Annotated in this window: 18 protein-coding genes; all 18 read right to left on the reverse strand. The window is 39.4% G+C overall.

Features of this window, described 5'->3' with window-relative positions:
- Nucleotides 1-490 precede the first annotated feature (490 nt).
- Nucleotides 491-1351, reverse strand: a complete 861-nt coding sequence (locus tag H5203_RS07670; protein ID WP_004589262.1) for a copper resistance protein B — start codon at nt 1349-1351, stop codon at nt 491-493.
- On the reverse strand, nt 1348-3171 hold the full coding sequence (locus tag H5203_RS07675) for a copper resistance system multicopper oxidase (protein ID WP_013465888.1): 1824 nt from the start codon (nt 3169-3171) through the stop codon (nt 1348-1350). Before H5203_RS07675 ends, H5203_RS07670 begins: the two co-directional genes overlap by 4 nt.
- A 27-nt stretch (nt 3172-3198) precedes the next feature.
- Nucleotides 3199-3669, reverse strand: a complete 471-nt coding sequence (locus H5203_RS07680; protein ID WP_024596192.1) for a DUF4440 domain-containing protein — start codon at nt 3667-3669, stop codon at nt 3199-3201.
- Nucleotides 3670-3684: 15 nt separating this feature from the next.
- Nucleotides 3685-4572, reverse strand: coding sequence for a copper resistance D family protein (locus H5203_RS07685; protein WP_024596191.1), 888 nt, complete (start codon nt 4570-4572; stop codon nt 3685-3687).
- 19 nt (nt 4573-4591) lie between these two features.
- A complete protein-coding gene (locus H5203_RS07690) occupies nt 4592-4939 on the reverse strand; it encodes a copper resistance CopC family protein (protein ID WP_004589258.1) in 348 nt (115 codons plus the stop codon).
- Nucleotides 4940-4963: 24 nt separating this feature from the next.
- Nucleotides 4964-6796, reverse strand: coding sequence for a 2Fe-2S iron-sulfur cluster-binding protein (locus H5203_RS07695; RefSeq protein WP_024596190.1), 1833 nt, complete (start codon nt 6794-6796; stop codon nt 4964-4966).
- The gene (locus tag H5203_RS07700) at nt 6796-7407 is read right to left on the reverse strand and encodes a PepSY domain-containing protein (protein ID WP_259401916.1); all 612 of its coding nucleotides are present in this window, start codon (nt 7405-7407) and stop codon (nt 6796-6798) included. The genes H5203_RS07695 and H5203_RS07700 overlap by 1 nt, the downstream gene beginning before the upstream one ends.
- 88 nt (nt 7408-7495) lie before the next feature.
- Complete coding sequence (locus tag H5203_RS07705; protein WP_016899201.1) at nt 7496-10660, reverse strand: efflux RND transporter permease subunit; 3165 nt, start codon at nt 10658-10660, stop codon at nt 7496-7498.
- Between the two features lie 14 nt (nt 10661-10674).
- Nucleotides 10675-12417, reverse strand: a complete 1743-nt coding sequence (locus H5203_RS07710; protein WP_004589254.1) for an efflux RND transporter periplasmic adaptor subunit — start codon at nt 12415-12417, stop codon at nt 10675-10677.
- Nucleotides 12417-13844 carry a TolC family protein gene (locus H5203_RS07715; protein ID WP_182819549.1) on the reverse strand — a complete coding sequence of 476 codons (1428 nt, stop codon included), beginning with the start codon at nt 13842-13844 and terminating at the stop codon, nt 12417-12419. The genes H5203_RS07710 and H5203_RS07715 overlap by 1 nt, the downstream gene beginning before the upstream one ends.
- Nucleotides 13844-14341 (reverse strand): DUF411 domain-containing protein, encoded by a 498-nt coding sequence (locus H5203_RS07720; RefSeq protein ID WP_004589252.1) that lies wholly within the window; start codon nt 14339-14341, stop codon nt 13844-13846. The genes H5203_RS07715 and H5203_RS07720 overlap by 1 nt, the downstream gene beginning before the upstream one ends.
- 107 nt (nt 14342-14448) lie before the next feature.
- Nucleotides 14449-14802 (reverse strand): hypothetical protein, encoded by a 354-nt coding sequence (locus tag H5203_RS07725; protein ID WP_182819550.1) that lies wholly within the window; start codon nt 14800-14802, stop codon nt 14449-14451.
- A gap of 157 nt (nt 14803-14959) precedes the next feature.
- The gene (locus H5203_RS07730; protein WP_016899198.1) at nt 14960-15307 is read right to left on the reverse strand and encodes a hypothetical protein; all 348 of its coding nucleotides are present in this window, start codon (nt 15305-15307) and stop codon (nt 14960-14962) included.
- Between the two features lie 12 nt (nt 15308-15319).
- On the reverse strand, nt 15320-15637 hold the full coding sequence (locus tag H5203_RS07735) for a hypothetical protein (protein WP_008109627.1): 318 nt from the start codon (nt 15635-15637) through the stop codon (nt 15320-15322).
- The gene (locus H5203_RS07740; RefSeq protein ID WP_013465892.1) at nt 15634-16671 is read right to left on the reverse strand and encodes a hypothetical protein; all 1038 of its coding nucleotides are present in this window, start codon (nt 16669-16671) and stop codon (nt 15634-15636) included. Before H5203_RS07740 ends, H5203_RS07735 begins: the two co-directional genes overlap by 4 nt.
- Before the next feature lie 208 nt (nt 16672-16879).
- Entirely contained in the window at nt 16880-17242 is a 363-nt protein-coding gene (locus tag H5203_RS07745) for a hypothetical protein (RefSeq protein ID WP_024595179.1), read from the reverse strand.
- Nucleotides 17243-17434: 192 nt separating this feature from the next.
- Nucleotides 17435-18817: a PhoH family protein gene (locus H5203_RS07750; RefSeq protein WP_182819551.1), complete on the reverse strand. Its 1383-nt coding sequence runs from the start codon at nt 18815-18817 to the stop codon at nt 17435-17437.
- A complete protein-coding gene (locus tag H5203_RS07755; RefSeq protein ID WP_182819552.1) occupies nt 18814-20181 on the reverse strand; it encodes a PhoH family protein in 1368 nt (455 codons plus the stop codon). The genes H5203_RS07750 and H5203_RS07755 overlap by 4 nt, the downstream gene beginning before the upstream one ends.
- Nucleotides 20182-20339 lie beyond the last annotated feature (158 nt).

Here is a 20339-nt window from a genome sequence, read left to right on the forward strand (position 1 = left end):
AGTATAAAAGGGGTGTCTAATTTATACTCATGAGATTGAAGCCAAGCATGAGCACCATTAAAAGAAATAAAAACCCTACGCTCATAACTAGGTATTGAGTAATGGATCATTTTTCCAATTGTTCAGCTTTAAGCGCAGTACTTTGCAACAATCGGTTCTATCCCGGGCACATCCAATTCCCGTTCATCAAAAGTGATAAAATGGCCTATTGTACGTCTTTCAATGGCGATGTTTTTTGCCTTGACTCTTTAACCTTAACCATTCGCCAACTTTACTTCTTAGCTGATATTCCACCTTGATAGGTATACACCAGACTGGCACCGATTGAAAACAAGAAGTAGCTTACTATTACTGCTCTTAGTTCTTTCCAAAAAAACTATTAGCTAGGCCTTTCCTAACATAACTAAAATGGTTTAAATCCCAAAAAACGAAAGCTACCATCAATATAGTTGCGGTAGCTCTCATCAAGTCAATATAGTATTTCTTCATATCAGAGCCAGAACTTGATACCTGCAACAAAAGCAGTATCACGAGTACTTTGCCCATTTAACTTCGCAAAGTCGGCTGTATTACCAAATTTATTTGTCCACTCAACGCCAACATAGGGAGCAAACTGGCGGGTAAACTCATAACGAACCCGAAAACCAATAGCACTGCTAGACAAGCCACTACCAAGGTTATTTTGGACGTCATCCTTACCGTAAAGCGTCAACTCTGCTCGTGGTTGAACAATTAACTTTTGAGTAAGTAATAGCTCATACTCAGCTTCGATCGAAAATGCACTATTACCTTGCTCTCCTAAATACGCAGTCATATCAATTTCAAACCAGTAGGGGGCTAGACCTTGTAAACCAAAAGCTAGCCATTTGCGGTTTTCACCTTCGTTATTGTAATCAAGTCGAATACCGACTTGTGTATCCCAATAAGCAGATATTGCGTGGCCCCATAGAAAATCTGTTTGGTTCTCCTCTAAATTACCTTCGCTAAAATCTCCTTCAGTTTTGATGACTAATCTATCAAAAGTAGTGCCATACCATGCCTGAAAGTCAAAAACACCTGCGTTTGTTTGCTCATTATATTCAAGACGATCCCCTAGTAGCGCGTAAAATGAATGCTCATCTGCCAAAGTCAGTCGTTTGTCGCTACTGAGTGCATAAGGACCTTCAGTCAAAGTTGTACCTGCTGCATAAGCATGGGGGTCTCTAGCATCTTTAGGTGCATCTCCACCTTGTGCTTGCATTTTAGAATCACCCATCTCAGTCATCTCATCTTTTGCAGATACAGATACACTTATAAGGGGCAAACCTATTAATAATAGTCTTAACGTATTGGTTAGTATTAATTTTTTCATGATACAACTACCTCTCTAAACATACCTGCATCCATGTGGAATAATAAATGGCAATGCCATGCCCAGCGACCTACGTCATGAGGTGTTGTTAAAAAACTAATTCTTTGCGCTGGTTGTACAGGGATAGTATGGCGACGAACCTGTACATCACCTTTTTCATTCTCCAAATCGCTCCACATACCATGCAGGTGCATGGGATGTGTCATCATTGTATCGTTTTGTAAAATAACTCTTAAACGTTGATTATGCTTCATGTGAACTGGCGTGCTTTTTCCAAATTCCAAGCCATCAAATGACCAGCTATAACGCTCCATGTTTCCAGTTAAATGTAATTCAATTTCAGCCTCTGGCTCTTGCTGGTTTGTAATTCCCTCAAGAGAATGTAAATCTGCAAGTGTTAAAACACGGCGTCCATTTTTACGTAAACCTATACCGGGATCATCAAGGTTTGTTCTAGGCATATCAACACGCATATCAACAGAAGCTCCATACTCTGTTTTTGCATGACGCACTTTAGTGCTAGCAACAGCTAATGGGTTTTTAGTCATTCCATGTTTACTATGATCCATTGCCATCGCTCCATGACCCATTGCACTATGATCCATTTTATTAGAATTCATGCCCGACATGTCTGCCATACCTGCCATCGCGGAATGCTCACCACCTTGGGCCATATTCCCCATCATATCTGTCATCGTTAACCATTCAACGGGATCTAGAGCAGGTACTGGTGCATCAATATTAGGTGCCATTGATAAAGTACCTTTAGCATAACCTGAGCGATCCATGCTTTGTGCAAAAATCGTATATGCATCATTTTTTGGCTCGACAAGTACATCATAAGTTTCACCGGGACCAAATCTAAATTCATCTACTGTCACAGGTTCAACATTTTGTCCATCAGCTTGTACAACTGTTAACTTCAGCTCAGGTATTCTTACATCAAAAAACGTATTGCTAGAACCGTTAATAAATCTAAGCCTAACCTTTTCGCCAGCTTTAAACATTCCACGCCAGTTTGTCAAAGGCGCACAACCATTCATTAAAAAAGTCATTGCAGATGCTGATAAGTCTGCAAGATCTGTAGGGTTCATTCTCATTTTATTCCACATTTCCCGGCGTTGTAGCGCATTTGAAACGCTGCTATTTGAAATGTCATCAAAAAACTCTGGAACAGTAGGTTGATTAAAGTTAAATACATCGCTCTGTACTTTTAACTTGCGGAACAAATCCATTGGGTCATCATCAGTCCAATCAGACAATTGGATAACATGCTCATTGTCAGCACTAATAATATCCTTTTCTCTTGGCTCAATAATTAATGCGCCGTACATACCTGTCATTTCTTGAAAGCCACTGTGTGAGTGATACCAATATGTGCCGCTTTGTTGCAGCTTAAATTTATAAACAAAGGTTTCACCCGGCATTATACCTTTAAAGCTAATACCCGGTACGCCATCCATTTGATACGGAAGAATGATCCCATGCCAATGAATTGAACTCGGCACTGATAATTTATTAGTTACCCTGATAGTAACGTCATCACCTTCTCTGAGGCGCAAGGTAGGAGCTGGTATTGAGCCATTGATTGTTGTAGCCATTCTTACAACACCTGTGAAGTTTACGGGTGACTCATCTATCACCAGATCTATTATTTCTCCACTTAGTTCGGGCACAGTACCTGTTATTGTTCCAGCCACTAAAGATGAAGCAGCATGAAGAATGCTTGGAAAAGCAGCTAATATACCGCCAGCAGCTAAACCTTGTACAAAGCGTCTACGCGGTGTAGAAATTTGATGTAATGGATCTTTAATTCTCATTTTACTCTCCGAGGTTTGACCAATAAATTAGTGTGACCAATGAATGTGCTTAATTTTCCATTCACCGTTTTGCTTTTCGAGAACCATTGTTTCCATCCCTTGATAATCACGTTCTTCACCATTGTAAGTACCTTTAGTTTGACTACGCGAGGCAGAGATAGCTGTATTTCCAAGTATCGTCACTTGATGTTCAAGTGTGTCGCTCTTCATCGCTGCTAAATACTTCATATCCGACAACATATGATGATGAGCATATTCATCAGCGCTCCTTTCAACGCGGCCTCCCTCGAAAATGGTGACATCATCCGCTAACTGCGCTCTAGCCTGTTTTTGATTGCCAGTTTCAAGTGCTTGATGAAATGCCAAAACAACTTTTGCGGCTGGTGTATCTACACCTTTAAACAATCCTTTGTCTTTATTCTTATCACCATGAGCGTTTGCTGCGAAACTAAACGTCATTAATAAAACGAGTAGGATATTTATTGTTTTCATTTTCATTTTCTCTTTTAGGTTTTAATTTGCAGGGCCAACAACACTAGTAAGCCCAGCCGTTACAGATAAAATGGCAAAAGCTACTACCATTTCTATCGAGATAGATTTAGATAAAGCCTCTCTGCCTTGACTATTTTTAAGTTGTGGAACGAGTATTAGTTTATGTTTAGCAGCAAGTGCCAAAATAGACACTACAAGGGCCAATTTAAACAACAGTGTTTGTCCGTAACTTGAGCTTATTAGTGCATCAAGACTTCCGACCAATTGAATCACGAGCCAGAGGCCTGCTACCAACAATAGGCTCAATGTAAAACTTGCTTGTTTGCCAAAGCTTTCCATCAGCAAATGAAGTTCTGCATAACTTAGCTGATGGCAAGCCTGTTTTAGTGGCAATAACGCCCCAAACCACCATGCCATAACGAGCACATGCAAAATAAGCAAGCCTTTTTCAATTGTGCCTAACTCAGAAATATGACCCAGTAACGTGAATGAGTATGCAAGGATTAATAAACTCAACATTAAAGCGCTTTGTTTTAAGTACGAGTTCACAGCGAGTTTGAACCTTAAAGCTAAAGCGATTATTGCGGTAACTAGCCCAAGCGCTCGAAGCAAAGCTCCAGTGCCGACAGAGGAGTCCCACATAATAGCCAATATATCAGCGTCTATCGCCCCCTGAATTCCCTCTTCTGCCATTGCACCAGTACTGGCAAAGAACCAAGTAATATTAGCGATCAAAGCCATAACTATATAAGTTCTTGTCCACGTTAAATTCGCTATTACAGCATTAGTATGAGATTCATTATTCTCAAATATTTGCCTGAAAAATGTATAACCAGCAATACAGGCAAAGCCGACGTAAAATACAATTTTTGACAGTACAATGACTGTATTCCAGATATACATTTCCATATCAATCACACCGCCTATTTTAGTGAACCATAAAGCCGAAGCTATGTTTCATTTTATGACCATCGTTACCTAAGAAGGTTACATCCACAGCATAGTTTGCAGGAGCTAATTTAGGTAGTTTCCATGTAAATTTGCTAGTAGCGACTTTAGAAGGCTCGAATCCAAATTTAAATTCTTCGCCTTGTTTATTGGCCAATGAAACTTTTACAACCCGTACCTCTTTGGTGAACACCAAAGTTAACTCTTCTGGAGGATTCATTAGCATTGCATTATCAGCAGGCACACTTTTTTCAAGATGCACATGCGCAAATACCGCACTACTAAAAACGACACTGATTACGGTTAAAAATTTAATTAATGTTTTCATATATACCTCTATTTATTTAATGGATTAACGACTAAATTTATCTTTGAAAATTTGATTACTTGGAATCCCAGCATCTGTAATTATTTTTTCCACTTCACTCATCATTGCTTCTGGACCGCACAAGTAAAACTCAGCCAAAAGCAGTTCTGATTTTTGGTTCATATACGGCAGAAGTACTTTTTGAACATAGCCTGAGTGCCCTTGCCATTCTTCTGAAGGATTAGAAAGAGTAGGAATATAAGAGAAGTTTTTATGCTTCTCACTCAGTGACTTCAATTCATTATGGTATAGCAAGTCATCTTCAGTTCGCGCACCATAGATAAGAGTCAAACCACTTTTATCTTTATGCTTTTTCAACTGTTCAAAAATAATAGACCTCAGTGGTGCAAGTCCTGAACCCGCACCAATAAACACGCGACTAACTTTTTTATTTGAAGTGGCATAAAAATCAGAAAAAGGGCCTTTTGCAGTTATCGTTTCACCTACTTGGAGTGAACCTAAATAACTTGAACCTATTCCTGCTTTAAAACCATTCTTTGCGGTCTGCCAACGGATATTAAACATTAACTCATCAGACTCCTCGTCAAAGTTAACTAATGAGTAGTGGCGAGTTACACCGTTATGAGAAAATTTTCCATGATAGTAGCTATCCCAGTATTTTTCATAGCACTCTGGCATATCATCTGGACGTAAGCTATTCATCCCTGCTGGCACATCAAATTGCATATATGCACCAGCTTTAAATGCCAACTGTTTGCCTGATTTCAGCTTAAATTTCACTTCCTTGATAAAAGGAGTAATGAAATTAGTCGCAACCACAACTAGCTCATGATTTTCAATATTGCGATCAGTATTAACTTCAATCGAACTAATTTCAGAGAACCTATGCTGACATCCAAGCCGATAACCTTCCTTAAGTTGCTCCTGAGATAAATGTTCCTGTTCAGATAGTGTGATAGGTAATTTAGTTGAACTTAAGAACACGCATTTGCCACAAGTACCGCCACCACCGCAACCTGAAGGAAGGTATACATGTGAACTAGCTAGCCCTTCTAGTACAGTTGAGCGACCAACTGCTGAGATGTCAGTAATAGTATTTTCATTGGAAAACGTCACTGCCACTTTTTGCCTGTTAGTGCCCCAACCTAGCTTCAGTAAACCACTTCGATACTGTTGTATCAGCCAAGTAACACCAGTAATTGAAAGGAATAGCGTTGCAAAAGCAAATGCAATGATCAACCAATGGTTAAATCCTCCAGAATTGCCATAGTCCATAAAGTGAAGCTTCATCATCAGATCTTTCAATCTGAAATCATCATTGGCATGGCGAAGTACTTGACCTGTAATACTATCTAAATAAATAGTTGTATTGTTCTCATCCTCAACGGCAACTTGCCACATAGGATTTTGCTGCCTTACGTGATCAGAAAACGGAGGTTGAGATAACACTGGAGTAGTTAACTTACCCTGTCCTGAGTAGGAGTTTTTTGCCAAAGTTAGTACTTGTTCTTCAGACAAATTAAATGGCTTTCCTGTTACAGCATCAAATAGCTTTGAGTGGCGTTCTTGATAGCTATGCTGCCCCTTATCGAACACAAAATGATAGTAAGGCTGATGTAAAACCCATATAAGGTTTACTTCCTGCGGAGCATTACTAGTAATGTCTTTAATAGGGAATAGGTCAAAGCCTGTAATGCTACCTTCATGATGAGAATGAACTCTAAGTTCATTACCACTGGCTTTACTGTGATCCATCAAATTGAAGTAAAGGCCCGTTCCCAACCAAATAAGCAGTTGTAAACCAACAAATAAAGAAAGCCACTTGTGTATCGTTGTATTTAACTTAAATAGTCGCATCAAATGACTCCCTTTTTATTTGGGGAAAGCACTCGGTAATAAGTCAATACTGCGCCAGTAATTGCTCCCATTAGACCTAGAGTTGCGACCAAGAACAAAAACCAGTTAGATACGTTTTCTCCATCATAGTAATCCATAATGTGGAACCGCCACATCCAATCAAACAATCGCCAGTAATCATGACGCTTGGCAACAAGTGATCCTGTTTGTTGACTTATATAAAATGTCGGTGTGGAGAATTGCTCAAACGTCACTCTCCAAACAGGTAAATGCCTTGGGGACAACTCAGCAGGCAAGTTTGTCGCTGACTTAATCAACCTTACGCTGTCGATTTGATGATTCAGCGTATAATGGTATTGTGCGATTTCTTTAGCCTTGATTTCATCTACAAGTGCCTGAACAGCTCCAGTTTTAGCATCTATTGCTACTTTTCCATTTTCTCCATTAATAAAAGAATACAAAGGACGGCCCATACTTTGAGTAAGTGTAACTTGGCTAGCTTTAGGATAATCCGCAGCTAGCTTTACAATGGAGTAATCCATACTTGCTAAATCTATTTTGGCTTCCTCACTCTTAGCCAAGGTTTCGCCGTGTATATAGTGAATATCCATAGTCACCATATACACGCCTGTAATAGACCAGAAGAGGAATTGTATTCCGACAAATGCCATTAGCCATTTGTGATATTTTCTAGCCGTGCTAAGCATTACTTTTTAGCTCCGCCTTAGAAAGCTCCTTGTTAAAGGCGTTTAATTCTGGCTTTTTAACGATTGAGTAAATTACTGGGAGCACAATAAGAGTGAGTAGCACAGCACTTGTCATTCCGCCTACCATAGGTGCAGCAATACGACTCATAATCTCCGAACCTGTTCCTGTACCATATAAAATGGGCATCAAGCCGATAATGATTGTTGCAACTGTCATCATTACTGGACGAACTCGTAAGCCTGCACCGTGCAATAATGCATCTTGATATGCATCATCAGAGATAGGTTCAGCTCGCTCTTCAGCTTTTTCCTTAAGCTCAGCAAGTGCCTGATTGAGATAGACCAACATTATCACACCAATCTCAACCGCTACCCCAGCTAGAGCAATAAAGCCCACGCCAACAGCCACAGAGAAGTTAAACCCTTCCAGATACATCAACCATAAGCCACCAATCATCGCCATCGGCAAGGTAACGATAATGATAGCCACCTCACTAAACGCTCTGAAGTTTAAGTAAAGTAGAATAACAATAATGGCGAGTGTTAAAGGCAATACATAGGTGAGCTTTTCTTTCGCTCTTTCCATATATTCGTATTGCCCAGCCCAAGTAATTGAATAACCTGCTGGTAGTTTTAGATTATTAGCCAAGTGTATTTTTGCACTTTCAACATAAGTACCTACGTCAACACCGTCTATATCGATAAACGTCCAGCCATTTAAACGAGCATTTTCACTCTTAATCCCCGGCGGACCGTTCTCAACTCGAATATCTGCGACATCACCTAGTGCAATGCGTTGACCACTTGGTGTTACAACAGGTAATCGTGATAGCTGCTCAGGAGAGTCTCGATAGTCTTGCGGATAGCGTAAGTTAACAGGGTAACGCTCTTGACCTTCTACCGTTTGGGTAACATTCATACCACCAATAGCTGTAGAAACCACTTGTTGAACATCTTCGATGTTTAACCCAAAGCGACTTGCCTTATCGCGTGAAATATCAACCTTGATATATCGTCCACCTGCAACTCGCTCTGAGTAAACTGATGCTGTGCCTGTAACTTCGGGTAAAATTTGCTCTATTTGTTGGCCGATTTCCTGAATCACATCAAGCTCTGGTCCGGCGACTTTAATACCCACAGGCGTTTTTATGCCTGTTGCTAACATGTCGATTCGGGTCTTGATTGGCATAACCCAAGCATTCGTTAAGCCCGGAAACTTAACCAATTTATCAAACTCAGCTTTTAACGATTCAGTAGTCACACCCTCTCGCCACTGCTCTTGTGGCTTCAATTGAATAAAGGTTTCAATCATGGTTAAAGGTGCAGGATCGGTTGCAGTTTCAGCTCTTCCTACTTTACCAAATACAGTTTCAACTTCTGGCACAGTGCGAATAAGCTTGTCTGTTTGCTGCAATAACTCCCTTGCTTTACCAATTGAAATACCGGGATAGGTAGTAGGCATATACATGAGATCGCCTTCATCCAATGGCGGAATGAATTCACTACCAATTTTATCGACAGGCCAAAAGCCAACGATAGTCACTAATATTGCTGCTACTATTGTCGATTTTGGAAACTTCATGACTTGCTTTAAAACAGGCATGTAGATAGCAATCAATAATCGGTTTAACGGGTTTTTCTTTTCAGAAACAACTTTGCCTCGAATAAAGTAGCCCATCAAAACAGGCACCAATGTGATCGCCAAACCTGCTGATGCCGCCATTGCATAGGTTTTTGTATAGGCGAGCGGAGAGAACATTCTTCCTTCTTGCGCTTCCAAGATAAATACAGGTAAGAATGAGACTGTAATGATCAGTAAGCTAAAAAATAGTGCAGGGCCTACTTCACTCGCAGCCTTAGCAACAATTTGCCAGCGATTTTCATCTGTTAGTGGTGTTTTCTCCATATGCTTGTGCATATTTTCAATCATCACTATTGCACCATCAGTCATCGCACCAATCGCAATAGCGATACCGCCTAAAGACATAATGTTGGCATTGATGCCTTGCATATACATGATAATGAACGACACCAAGATACCTAATGGCAGAGTAATAACTGCCACAATAGATGAGCGAAGATGAAATAGGAAAGCCACACAGACAATAGCCACGACTGCAAGCTCCTCTAGCAACTTGCTCCAAAGGTTATCAACAGCACGATCTATTAACTTCGATCTGTCATAGACAGGGACAACCTCCACCCCCTCTGGTAAAGAAGATTTGAGCGACTCAAGCTTTTCTTTTACCCCATTTATGGTTTGTTGAGCATTTTCACCAAAGCGCATAACGACAACACCACCAACAACTTCGCCTTCGCCATTAAGTTCTGCGATACCACGGCGCATTTGAGGACCAAGGTTAACGTTGGCAACATCTCCAATACGCAACGGCGTGCCTTGTTCGTTAATACCAAGTGGAATTTTCTCTATATCACTAACTGATTGAATATACCCCGTTGCGGTAACCATATATTCAGCTTCAGCCATTTCCACAACGGATGCGCCAGTTTCTTTGTTCCCTTTTTGTAAGGCTATTTGTATTAAACTTAGAGGAATATCGTAAGCTCTCAATTTGTCAGGATCTACTTGCACCTGATATTGCTTAACCATACCGCCAACGGCGGAAACCTCAGACACGCCCGGAACAGTTTGTAGTTCATACTTTAAAAACCAGTCTTGAATACTTCTTAATTGGCTTAGATCATGGTTTCCTGACTTATCTGTTAAAGCGTAGATGTATACCCAACCCACTCCTGTCGCATCAGGTCCTAATTGTGGTTTTGCCGAATCAGGCAGGCTTGATGCTACTTGGCTTAAGTATTCAAGTACTCTGCTTCTAGCCCAATACAAATCAGTATCATCATCAAAAATGATATAGACGTAGGAATCACCAAAAAATGAGTAACCACGAACAGTTTGCGCTCCCGGTACTGACAACATGGCTGTAGTAAGGGGAAACGTCACTTGATCTTGCACTACTTGTGGTGCCTGTCCCGGATAGCTCGTCTTAATTATCACCTGCACATCAGAAAGATCGGGGAGTGCATCTACTGGTGTTTTTTGTAATGAATACAAACCACCAAACGCGATAATTAAGGTAATCAACAAAACAAAGAAACGATTGCCGATAGACCATCTAATAATTGATTCAATCATTATTTTTCTCCCACTTAATGATTAGAATGATCAACAGCAGCTTTATTTTCCTTGCCGTGTTGTTCATCTGATTCAAGAGAAATGTCAGTGATAACTAAGTCATCTCTAACCTCAAAAGTGAAAGTGACATTATCACCGACATTGAAATCAACCATTTCTATATTGTCCGCGACGATAAAATCCATCGTCGCAGCAGGTCTATCCCATTTCTCTATTGGGCCTCTGCTAATATTTAGAATCCGTGTATCAATATCAATCGCATTAATCAAACCAGATACTGTTGCTGATGATACTTCAGGCTCACTCATGATATGAATTCCAGTAATTTCATATCCACCGTCTTCGGTTTTGCTCACTTCAAAGTGCAAAGATTGACCTGACTTTAATGAGTCAATATCGACTTTTTCAGCCACAGTAAAATCCATAACCATTTCAGGCCAATCCCAAGCTTCAGCAGGGCCATGTGAAATATTAACCATGCGGTGCCCTGCCATAACACTATTAACATCCCCTTGCATCCAAACAGAGTTAGGCACTTCATCATGAGTCATTCGTTTAAAGTCAGAGCTTTTACTTGATTCAGAATCAATCAAGAATTGGGCAGATGTCACCACAACGTCATCTTCATTTAAGCCGTCTAATATTTCGATGCTGTCGATATCAACCCGGCCAATAGTCACTTCAATAGATTTAAATTGCCCATCACCTAACGCAAGTACTACTCTGTCCTGTTTACCTGTTCTAATAACGGCTTCTTTAGGCACGAGGATGGTGCTATCAGCTTGATTAGCGTGAATAGAGACTTGTGCAAACATATTTGGTTTTAATTGATAGTCTGTGTTATCAAATTTCAATCTCACTCGGAGTGTGCGTGTTTTACTGTTCAATGTTGGATAAACATAATCAACGACACCAGCCCAGTCCTCACCGGGTAAATAATCCAGTGTCATTGATACAGGAAGTCCTTTTTTAATTAAGGCTGCGTCACGTTCAAACACTTCTGCTTCAACCCAAACTTGATCTAGCTGGCCAATGCTTAATAAGGTGTTTCCCGGCTTTACATAAAAACCTTCTCTAACCTTCAAACCATCGACAACACCTGCTTGTGGTGAATAAAAGGTAATTGTTTGCTGAACCTTTCGTGTCTTTTCTAGCTTTTGAACAAAGTCTGCTGAAAGCTGTAACGCTTTTAGGCGATCTTTGGCTGCTGAAATTAAAGAACTATTGTTGCGCTTTAACGCTATTAACAGCTCTTCCTGAGCATTAACTAACTGAGGAGAATATAGTGTATAAAGAGGCTGCCCTTTCTCTACAGGGTTACCTGCTGCTTTGATGTAAAGTTTATCAATCCAGCCATCAACCCGTGGGTGGATATGAATTAGCTTATCTTCATCATATTGAACATAACCTACCGTTGAGATTTCAGTATGCATATTTTTCAGTTCAACAGGTGCAGTGCGAACCCCAAGGTTATTCACTACATGAGGCGCAATTTTTACTGCTCCGGGGCCAAAGTCATCACCAGATGATCCTTCCTCATACACTGGAATTAGATCCATCCCCATAGGCGACTTACCGGGCTTGTCCCGGCGGTAATTAGAATCCATCGGTGCAACCCAATACAGAGGCTTTTTTTCTCCTGATGTTGCTTCATTACTATTACTGTTTGAGCCAGTACCTTGATATAAACTCAATGCTCCAGCACCAAGTGCTGCCCCAATGATGATGGCAATAATTGTTTTTGTATTCGTTGACATTATTTTTCTCCAAATTGCTGACTGGATAAGTGCTGATTAGTTTTGTGTGAAGTTTGCATCGACTTATGTTCAGCATTTGAGTTAGATTGAGAATGCGCAAAGAAATAGTTGATACGAGCAACTGTTTTAAGTGCGTCAACATCAATTCTTAAGGCTGATATTCTGGCATTTAATTCTGCGATTCTTGCTCGAACAACTTCGGCAAAATCGCCATCATCATTTGTGTAGGCTGTCAATGACGCTTCTGCTTGGTCATGAGTTTGTTTAAGGAGTTGTTCTTGATAGATAGATTGTCTATCTGATAAGCGTTTAAGCTGTCTTAGTTCTTTTTCTAAAACACTGATCATTTGCTTTGTCAGTAATAGTTTCTCGGTTTTAATAGTCTCTGAATCTGCAATAGAAGCTGCAACTTGCTTATCTTGTCTGTTCTCGGTAAACAAGGGTAAATCAAACGTTACCCCAACAGAAAATAAATCAGCTCGGCTATCACCAGAGGGCATATTGTCGCGATAGGCATAACTAGCATTAACACCCCATTGCGGCTCATATTGCTGTTTGGCTAACTCAATTCCTTTTTCTGAAGCTTTGCGTTTTATATCAATTGCAAGTATGGCTGGGTGATTCGAAAGCTCCTGAGCCAATAGATTTCTTGAGTAATTAGATGCTTTTAGGACTGTTGGATTATTCAATTGAATCGAAGGCAATTCTTTTGAGACGCTAAACTCTAATGGTTGCGCGTCAAAGTTGAATGATTCATTCAAACGATCCGCATCGTAAATATGAAGCCACTCATTGAGACGAGCGATTGTCGTTTCTAGTTTCTGCTTTTGCGAAGTTAATCTGTCATCTAACTGCACGATTTCCAACTGAGCACGAATAACATCTTGCTGTCTAGTTTTACCAACAACGTTTGAATAGCTAGCTTTAGCCACTTCCGCCATCTGCTCAAAGAGAGACCAATCATCTTCAATCAATTTAATAGTTTGTTGGGCTAAGTAAGCATCTAACCAAAGTTGTGACACTTGGCTTATCAACTTAGCTTTACGATCCTCTCGTAACAGTGGAAATTTCGTGGACTCAATTTGTAACTGGTCTTTCTTGATCTCTAGACTGTCGCCTCTCGGAAACATTTGAGAGACGCCAACCTTTAGCTGAGTCATTCCTTCCTGATCTAAATCCCAAGTATCTGTTGGTAAATTCATTATCCCTAGCGATACTTTCGGATCAGGCAAAGTACCTGAAGCAATACTTCTATTTTCAACTGCACTTTGTTTCAATCGGCTACCATGAAGCCAAGGATCATTTTGCTGAGCTAAGGTGATAGCTTGTTCAAGCGACACTACTTTCTCAGCTTGAGCTGAGAATACAGATAAGCCGAGTATTAATGCAGTTGAAAGTGAAGTAAGGTTTGAAGAGTTCAATTTCATTAGAATTGCTCCTCGTATGTCTTAACTTTTGCATAGACTTTGCTCGTTCCATCTTTAAATAGAATTAACACGTTGTATGGCATAAAGCGGTCATCGACTTCCATACCGGGAGAGCCAACTGGCATTGCTGGAACTGAAAGCCCAATCGCATTGGGATGTTCTTCTGATAAGAACTGCTGAATAAATTTAGCAGGTATATGACCTTCAAAGGCAAATCCATTTCTACTCACTGCCGTGTGGCATGAACGGTAATTAGGTTTGATACCATACTTAGTTTTGATGTTGCCGATGTTTCGGAAATCTTTGGAATGCGCAACGATCCCTTTGTCTTCAATATGAGTTATCCATTTTTTACAACACCCACAAGTAGGGGTTTTATAAACGATTAACTCCAAAGGTGTTACGTCGTTATTGTGTGCATGGTTATGTTCGTTGGCGTTTGCAAACGCAGGTGAAAGCAGCATTACTACTGCTATTTTTAAATACTTATTGATCATTTTTGCCCCCAGACATCGCTGGAAAATATCTATAGCGCTACGACGCTATATTGACTAACAGAAAAATTAATTACATGTGCGAGAAATTTGGACGCACTAATCCTGTATTAGGCAAAAATTGGTGGACGATAAAGGGAAGTGGAAATTGAATGAGGTTGTTTAGATTGCAGAGCAGCTACAGATTCACTGAATATTTGAATATCTGTCGAATCAATACTGGAATTTAGGACTGTCGTAGATGAGCAAGCATTTGCAGGACAAATACATTCAACGTCACAACAATCTTCTGATTGACCATTACTGCTTTTATTCATATCACCATGATCCATGTTCATGTTCATGTGTGATTCGTGAGAACCTGATGACATTTCGCAAGGCATAGCAGAATACACAAATGCTTGCCCTACAAAGGCAACCAGCATAAGCGTCATTACTAAGACTTTTGAAAATGCTTTAGACATAAAATTCTCTTACAAATATACATCTCTAATACTAATGCAAATTTTTGACTAAGTCAATTGATGCTGTATAAACATTTATGAATATTTGATTATCGTCAAATTTTTCAAAGAGGTAAGTGACAAATAATAATCTCATCAGACTTCTTATCTTCGCTATTCAATGGCTTTTATTTTGAGACTTAAGTTGCTCTCTCATTTCTAAAACTCGATCTGCCGAATAAGCTCCTGCTCTCATAACAACCAGTTCAACAAATGAAATATCAATTAACTTATGGTCAGCATCAATCACATAACAACTCCCACTATGTGTGTATATTTCTAACTTATCCTCATCAGCAGATTTGCTAACAATCTTTGAAGTCACGATTTGCTGAAATGGCCGAAACCTGAATGTTTCATCTTCAATAACCCCCCCTGATAAAAACTCGCCAAGAAATATTTTTTCAAATTCTTTATAGTCGTAAACAGATACTATGTAGGCATCCTTTAAATATATTCTATCCAACGTATTCCCTTACTAATAACTAGCCGGGAGCATATCTCGCAGCTCTAATAACTCATTAGGAGAATACATACACTCATGCATTAAATTAAACTCAAATGCATTTACATCAAACTCTTTAGATTCAGCATCTAAGATATAAAAGTCAACACCAAAGCACTTACTTTCTAGACCATTGATTTCCAAAACCTTTATCGTGAATAAAGCATCTCCTTCTTTACCATTTTCATTTTCGTCAGCAAATGTGCCGTAAAGCACCCGTTCAACTTTTTCCTCTGTATCAGATTGAATTGAGATAAGTTTTGCGTTGGTTAGTTTTACTCTAGGTCTCATGCTTGAACTCCTTTCATATCTTCTACAGAAAAAGGACGAAAAAAACTTAGATATTTAACCCCATCAACTTTAAGCAAATTGTTGTCAGCATCAAAATGTGACAGAACACTAGATTGATACAACGAAATGTATTTTTCATAATCGATTGTGTTAAAAAAGTTGGTATCAACGCGCCTCGCATAAAAAACAAGATCTTGCTGTTCGATACGAACAATGAACTTCTGATCGCCATCTAGATTTTTGACTCGTAGACATAAATCAGGTTTGTGCCAATCAGATACAAAGGAAGGAATCAATGGGAAGCCATATACCAAATAGCGCATACCTTCGATTTTGAAGGTTGTTGGATTGAACTGAGCCTTATTTACTTTGCCGCTACTGAATAATTCAAGTGTCAACACCAGCCAGTGCACATGCTTAGAAAATGTATTTCCTTCAGAAATACAGCCTTCAAACTCACCATTATGGTTTACATGATTGATGTACATGTATTTTCTAATGTCATCCAAGGAAAGCTTTTCAAACGGAAACTTGCAAGCGATTAGCCTGAAATAACAACCATGAACTTTTAAATCTGCATATTGAACTATCAACGGATCATCAAAGGCATCAAAGTATGGTCGCCACTCTAAGCGGAAGTCTGCACCTGTATTTACAATAAACTTGGCATTTTCAGGCAACCCTAAAACTTGGTATATCACTGAAACTAACTCTAATGTTTCGATATCTACCAGCATCAGGCTTTCAATACGGTTTGCCATTGACTCAATTTCTTTATGAAGCGATTCAATAATTTCTTGATCATCGTATTCGTTGATCATTAAATATTTCAGGGAATCGTGCTTTAGAATTGAGTCCAGCTTTTTCTTTTCAAATACTTCAGAGAGATATTTATGGGTATCAGAAAAATGAGGGCAGTTATAAACACCTCTAGCCCACAGGCCTTGGGCGTAAAGATCAGGAAACTCTAATAACTCAGCAAACTCTTTTGCTTGTTTATTGAGCTTATTCTTTAATTGATAAAGTGAGATCACTTAGTTCTCCAAACAACTTTCCAATAAACAATGGCCTACCAACACATTGCTTTATTTATTGTTCAAATAACCAAATTTTTACGGATGCTCCGCTTCACTGTTCACGTTTTTCAAGGCGAAAAACATGTGTAGGCGTAGGCTGTCCGCACAACCTTTCACTCATAATATCGCTAAATTTTTAAATGGCAACTTACGGATTTGTACAAAATCAGTCAGAAATTTTGGCTTTGAACTCATCAAAGCTAAGTCCGAAAAGGGATATGACTAATTCTTCATTTATATTGGAACCGGGAAATTTTTTTTCAAAATTTCCAATGATGCTATCTAGGTGGCTAGCTAATATTTTTACTAAAAATATTTCCGAGTTTGGTGAGAGAGCAGACAGTGCTATCAATGGGTTGTCAAAGGATTCAGCTTTTATTTTTACTAGTAAATCGCTGTAACTGTTACAGTCATACAGACAAATAGCTAGGGCTTCTTGGGCTTGTCCAAGGGGAATAGTTAATAATTTAGATAATCGTTTTGCCTGCCTTTTTATATTTACTAGCAGGTCTTCTTTATTAAAAGACATCAATACACCAAAAAACGGCAACGCTAGGCCACGCACCTATGTCACTCAGTTTTTGTGAATATTTAATCTTTTAGTTCAGAGTAAATCCATTTCGTCCTGTTTTCGTGGGAACGGGCTTCTCTGAAAAGCCACTGCAAAAAGCAGTGGCTATTGTCGCAATATTATAAGGAAATGTGAATTGTAGTTTGATGCCTACATGTTCTTTTCAGTGAATTCAGCCAAGCTACTACGCTCTACTTCATCAAATATCAATACTGAGCCTTTTTCATAGTTTCTATACACGTTAACAGCCGCGCTAGCACCTGAAGATGCGGGTGTGACAAACTTATCATCAATCTGGGCTAAGTTGCCCAACACGATTGTGCGACAATTTTTGCCACCACGGCTTAACATGCCCTTAATTTGCGCTCTAGTCATGTTTTGAGCTTCATCAATGATTAAAACAGCATCGTCTATTGAACGACCTCGGAAGTAAGCCATACTAGTAAATTCTATATTGGCTTTTTCGATCACATGCTCAACAGTTGCACTAATATTACCTTCATTGTTATCACCTGAATGCATTGATATAAGCGCATCTGTTATACCTGCTAATAACGGCATTGATTTCTCTGTCAGGTCACCGGGTAAAAACCCCGGATCATCGTCCATAAAGTCTCTGGAGCGCACCACAACGATTTTTTTGTACTTTTTTAACTCCAATACTTGATGCAGCGCCGAAGCAACTGCTAAAAAAGTTTTTCCGGAGCCAGCAGGGCCAAGGATGATATTTAAGTCATAATATGGATCTGTTAATTGGCTTAAAGCTACTGCCTGACGCTGATTTTTAGGCAAAATGCCCCATACTTTTTCTTGTTTACGAGGCAATAACTTTGTGAATACCTCAGTATCTGTTACTTCTGAAATTCGCCCAATGTGTCCAGCTTCATCGTACCAATACATGTTTGGCTGAACTTCATCATTAAATAGACTTATTGGGAAAGTATAAACTTCTCCTGAAACCTTGAAGTCTTTGTCTGATTTAATTCGATCAAAAAGATCTCCTTTAAAGGCTTGTACCCCTGTGTATAAAAGATCAATATCTGATATTTGATTATCTACGGCAACGTCTTCTGCCATGACCCCTACGGTTCGAGCTTTCAAGCGCATATTAATGTCACGGCTAACAATTACTACGTCTTTATCTAAGTCCTTCTGAAGATACAGTGCATAGTTAATTATTCTATTGTCAGCGTCACTTCCAATACCGTGCTTTAACTCTTTAGCCATATCGAGCTGGGTATCAATTCCAATAAACAGTTTTCCTCGTTCAGCTGTTTCAGTAGAAGGCAGTGGAATACCAGCTTCCATCTCTTCTGCACTGTGCCCATTTATTATATCTTCAAGCATACGAATACATACACGAGCATCAGCACTAACCGATTTGTTAGTTCTTTCTTTTAAGTTATCTAATTCTTCTAGAACTGTTAGACAGATGTAAATATCATCTTGATATGACAGGATACTTTTTGGATCATGAACCAACGCAGACGTGTCAAGAACACGAGGGTTTCGGTTTTCAACAGAGCTTTTCATGACGCAGCCCTCCAAAAGTTTGCATCGTTGCTAGAATGCGTGTTGTACTTACATCCCAAATAACAAATACTCTGTAAAGATTGGCTATTGTGGGAATGCTTAAAGTCGTTACAAAAATCCATGTTTAGAGAAATTCTTTTTACTTTTTCTACAGGCCAATAAAAACAAGGGTGTAAAAACTTTAAAATCTTTCCAATTCGGGGTTGTAAAATGACCACGGCATTTTGAATGCTGCGACCACGCATAAAGTTAACTGATTTAAACTGTATGTTGGCCTTTTCCATAATATAGTTACGGCTTGAAATAGGATTTTCGTCACCTTTGTGTAATACCTCTAAGGTATCGGTGATCGCAGCTAACCATGGTGCCATTTTTTCCTCTTCGGTACCTGGTAAAAAACCGATCGACTCAGCAATTTCAGGAGTATTTCGGGTGACAATTACCTTATCGTAAATACCTTTTTCAACCACCATTTCCAAAGCACAGGCAAGCGCTAGTAATGTTTTTCCGCATCCTGCAGGACCTGTTAAAATAACTAACTCAATACTGGTATCGAGTAACGCATCCATTGCCATGCCTTGATAAATATTTTTTGGCTTTACTCCCCATGCCGACTGATGCATTAAACGCTCAACACCGATATCTTTGAGCATAATATGCTGCTCATCATAAGATTTGACTCGTGCGGCAAACTGACCGCTGTCATCAAGTAAATATTCATTGCAAAATACATCGGGGATCAAACTTTTTGCCACTTTATGAAACGCATCACGACCATGTTGTTGTGTTTCACATTCGCCCACATGCTGCCAAAAATCGCCAGCAATTTTTTTATAACCACTGGAGAGCAAAGCAATATCATCAATCAGCTGATCGGTACGATAATCTTCAACAAATTTAAGCCCTGCGCCTTTGGCCTTTAAACGCATATTAATATCTTTGGTAACTAACACCACTTTGCTATTAGGATGTTGTTTTTGTAGGTGCACGGCACAATTGATAATACGGTGGTCATTTTCGTTGCCAGGTAAACCTGAGATAGAATCGGCAAATAAATGATCATTAACAATAATAAGTGTGCCAGCCGAAGATGCTTTGGCCTTTTTATTACTAGGTAGAGCGACACCTTTGAGCATTTGTTCTGGTGTGGCATCTTTGAGTACTTCATCCAAACCACGAATGGCCACACGGGCATCACGGCTGACATCATGCTTACGATCTTTTATATGATCCAGTTCCTCTAAAACTGTCATGGGAATTACAACATCGTGTTCTTGGAATGATAAATACGCGAGGGGTTCGTGAAGCAATACATTGGTATCTAGCACATACATTTTACTATCAAGGTTCGAAGCTTTTTCCATAGCACTTTCCTTACGTTTTATGATTTTTATGCTATACACAACTAATCAAGTAAAACGGGTGAACGCTCACCCTGAAAAACTTAATTGCTAGGTATATTCTAAGTTTAGCTTAGATGTCATAAAAGTCTGTTTTATGACAAACCTTTTTTTGTTTTGAA

Origin of the sequence: Pseudoalteromonas sp. SG41-1 (assembly GCF_014164575.1) — a bacterium.
Lineage (GTDB): Bacteria > Pseudomonadota > Gammaproteobacteria > Enterobacterales > Alteromonadaceae > Pseudoalteromonas > Pseudoalteromonas rhizosphaerae.

Coding starts and splice junctions, on each gene's coding strand:
- H5203_RS07670 (WP_004589262.1), bottom strand. CDS start 1,351: ATGAAAAAATTAATACTAACCAATACGTTAAGACTATTATTAATAGGT.
- H5203_RS07675 (WP_013465888.1), bottom strand. CDS start 3,171: ATGAGAATTAAAGATCCATTACATCAAATTTCTACACCGCGTAGACGC.
- H5203_RS07680 (WP_024596192.1), bottom strand. CDS start 3,669: ATGAAAATGAAAACAATAAATATCCTACTCGTTTTATTAATGACGTTT.
- H5203_RS07685 (WP_024596191.1), bottom strand. CDS start 4,572: ATGGAAATGTATATCTGGAATACAGTCATTGTACTGTCAAAAATTGTA.
- H5203_RS07690 (WP_004589258.1), bottom strand. CDS start 4,939: ATGAAAACATTAATTAAATTTTTAACCGTAATCAGTGTCGTTTTTAGT.
- H5203_RS07695 (WP_024596190.1), bottom strand. CDS start 6,796: ATGCGACTATTTAAGTTAAATACAACGATACACAAGTGGCTTTCTTTA.
- H5203_RS07700 (WP_259401916.1), bottom strand. CDS start 7,407: ATGGATATTCACTATATACACGGCGAAACCTTGGCTAAGAGTGAGGAA.
- H5203_RS07705 (WP_016899201.1), bottom strand. CDS start 10,660: ATGATTGAATCAATTATTAGATGGTCTATCGGCAATCGTTTCTTTGTT.
- H5203_RS07710 (WP_004589254.1), bottom strand. CDS start 12,417: ATGTCAACGAATACAAAAACAATTATTGCCATCATCATTGGGGCAGCA.
- H5203_RS07715 (WP_182819549.1), bottom strand. CDS start 13,844: ATGAAATTGAACTCTTCAAACCTTACTTCACTTTCAACTGCATTAATA.
- H5203_RS07720 (WP_004589252.1), bottom strand. CDS start 14,341: ATGATCAATAAGTATTTAAAAATAGCAGTAGTAATGCTGCTTTCACCT.
- H5203_RS07725 (WP_182819550.1), bottom strand. CDS start 14,802: ATGTCTAAAGCATTTTCAAAAGTCTTAGTAATGACGCTTATGCTGGTT.
- H5203_RS07735 (WP_008109627.1), bottom strand. CDS start 15,637: ATGAGACCTAGAGTAAAACTAACCAACGCAAAACTTATCTCAATTCAA.
- H5203_RS07745 (WP_024595179.1), bottom strand. CDS start 17,242: ATGTCTTTTAATAAAGAAGACCTGCTAGTAAATATAAAAAGGCAGGCA.
- H5203_RS07750 (WP_182819551.1), bottom strand. CDS start 18,817: ATGAAAAGCTCTGTTGAAAACCGAAACCCTCGTGTTCTTGACACGTCT.
- H5203_RS07755 (WP_182819552.1), bottom strand. CDS start 20,181: ATGGAAAAAGCTTCGAACCTTGATAGTAAAATGTATGTGCTAGATACC.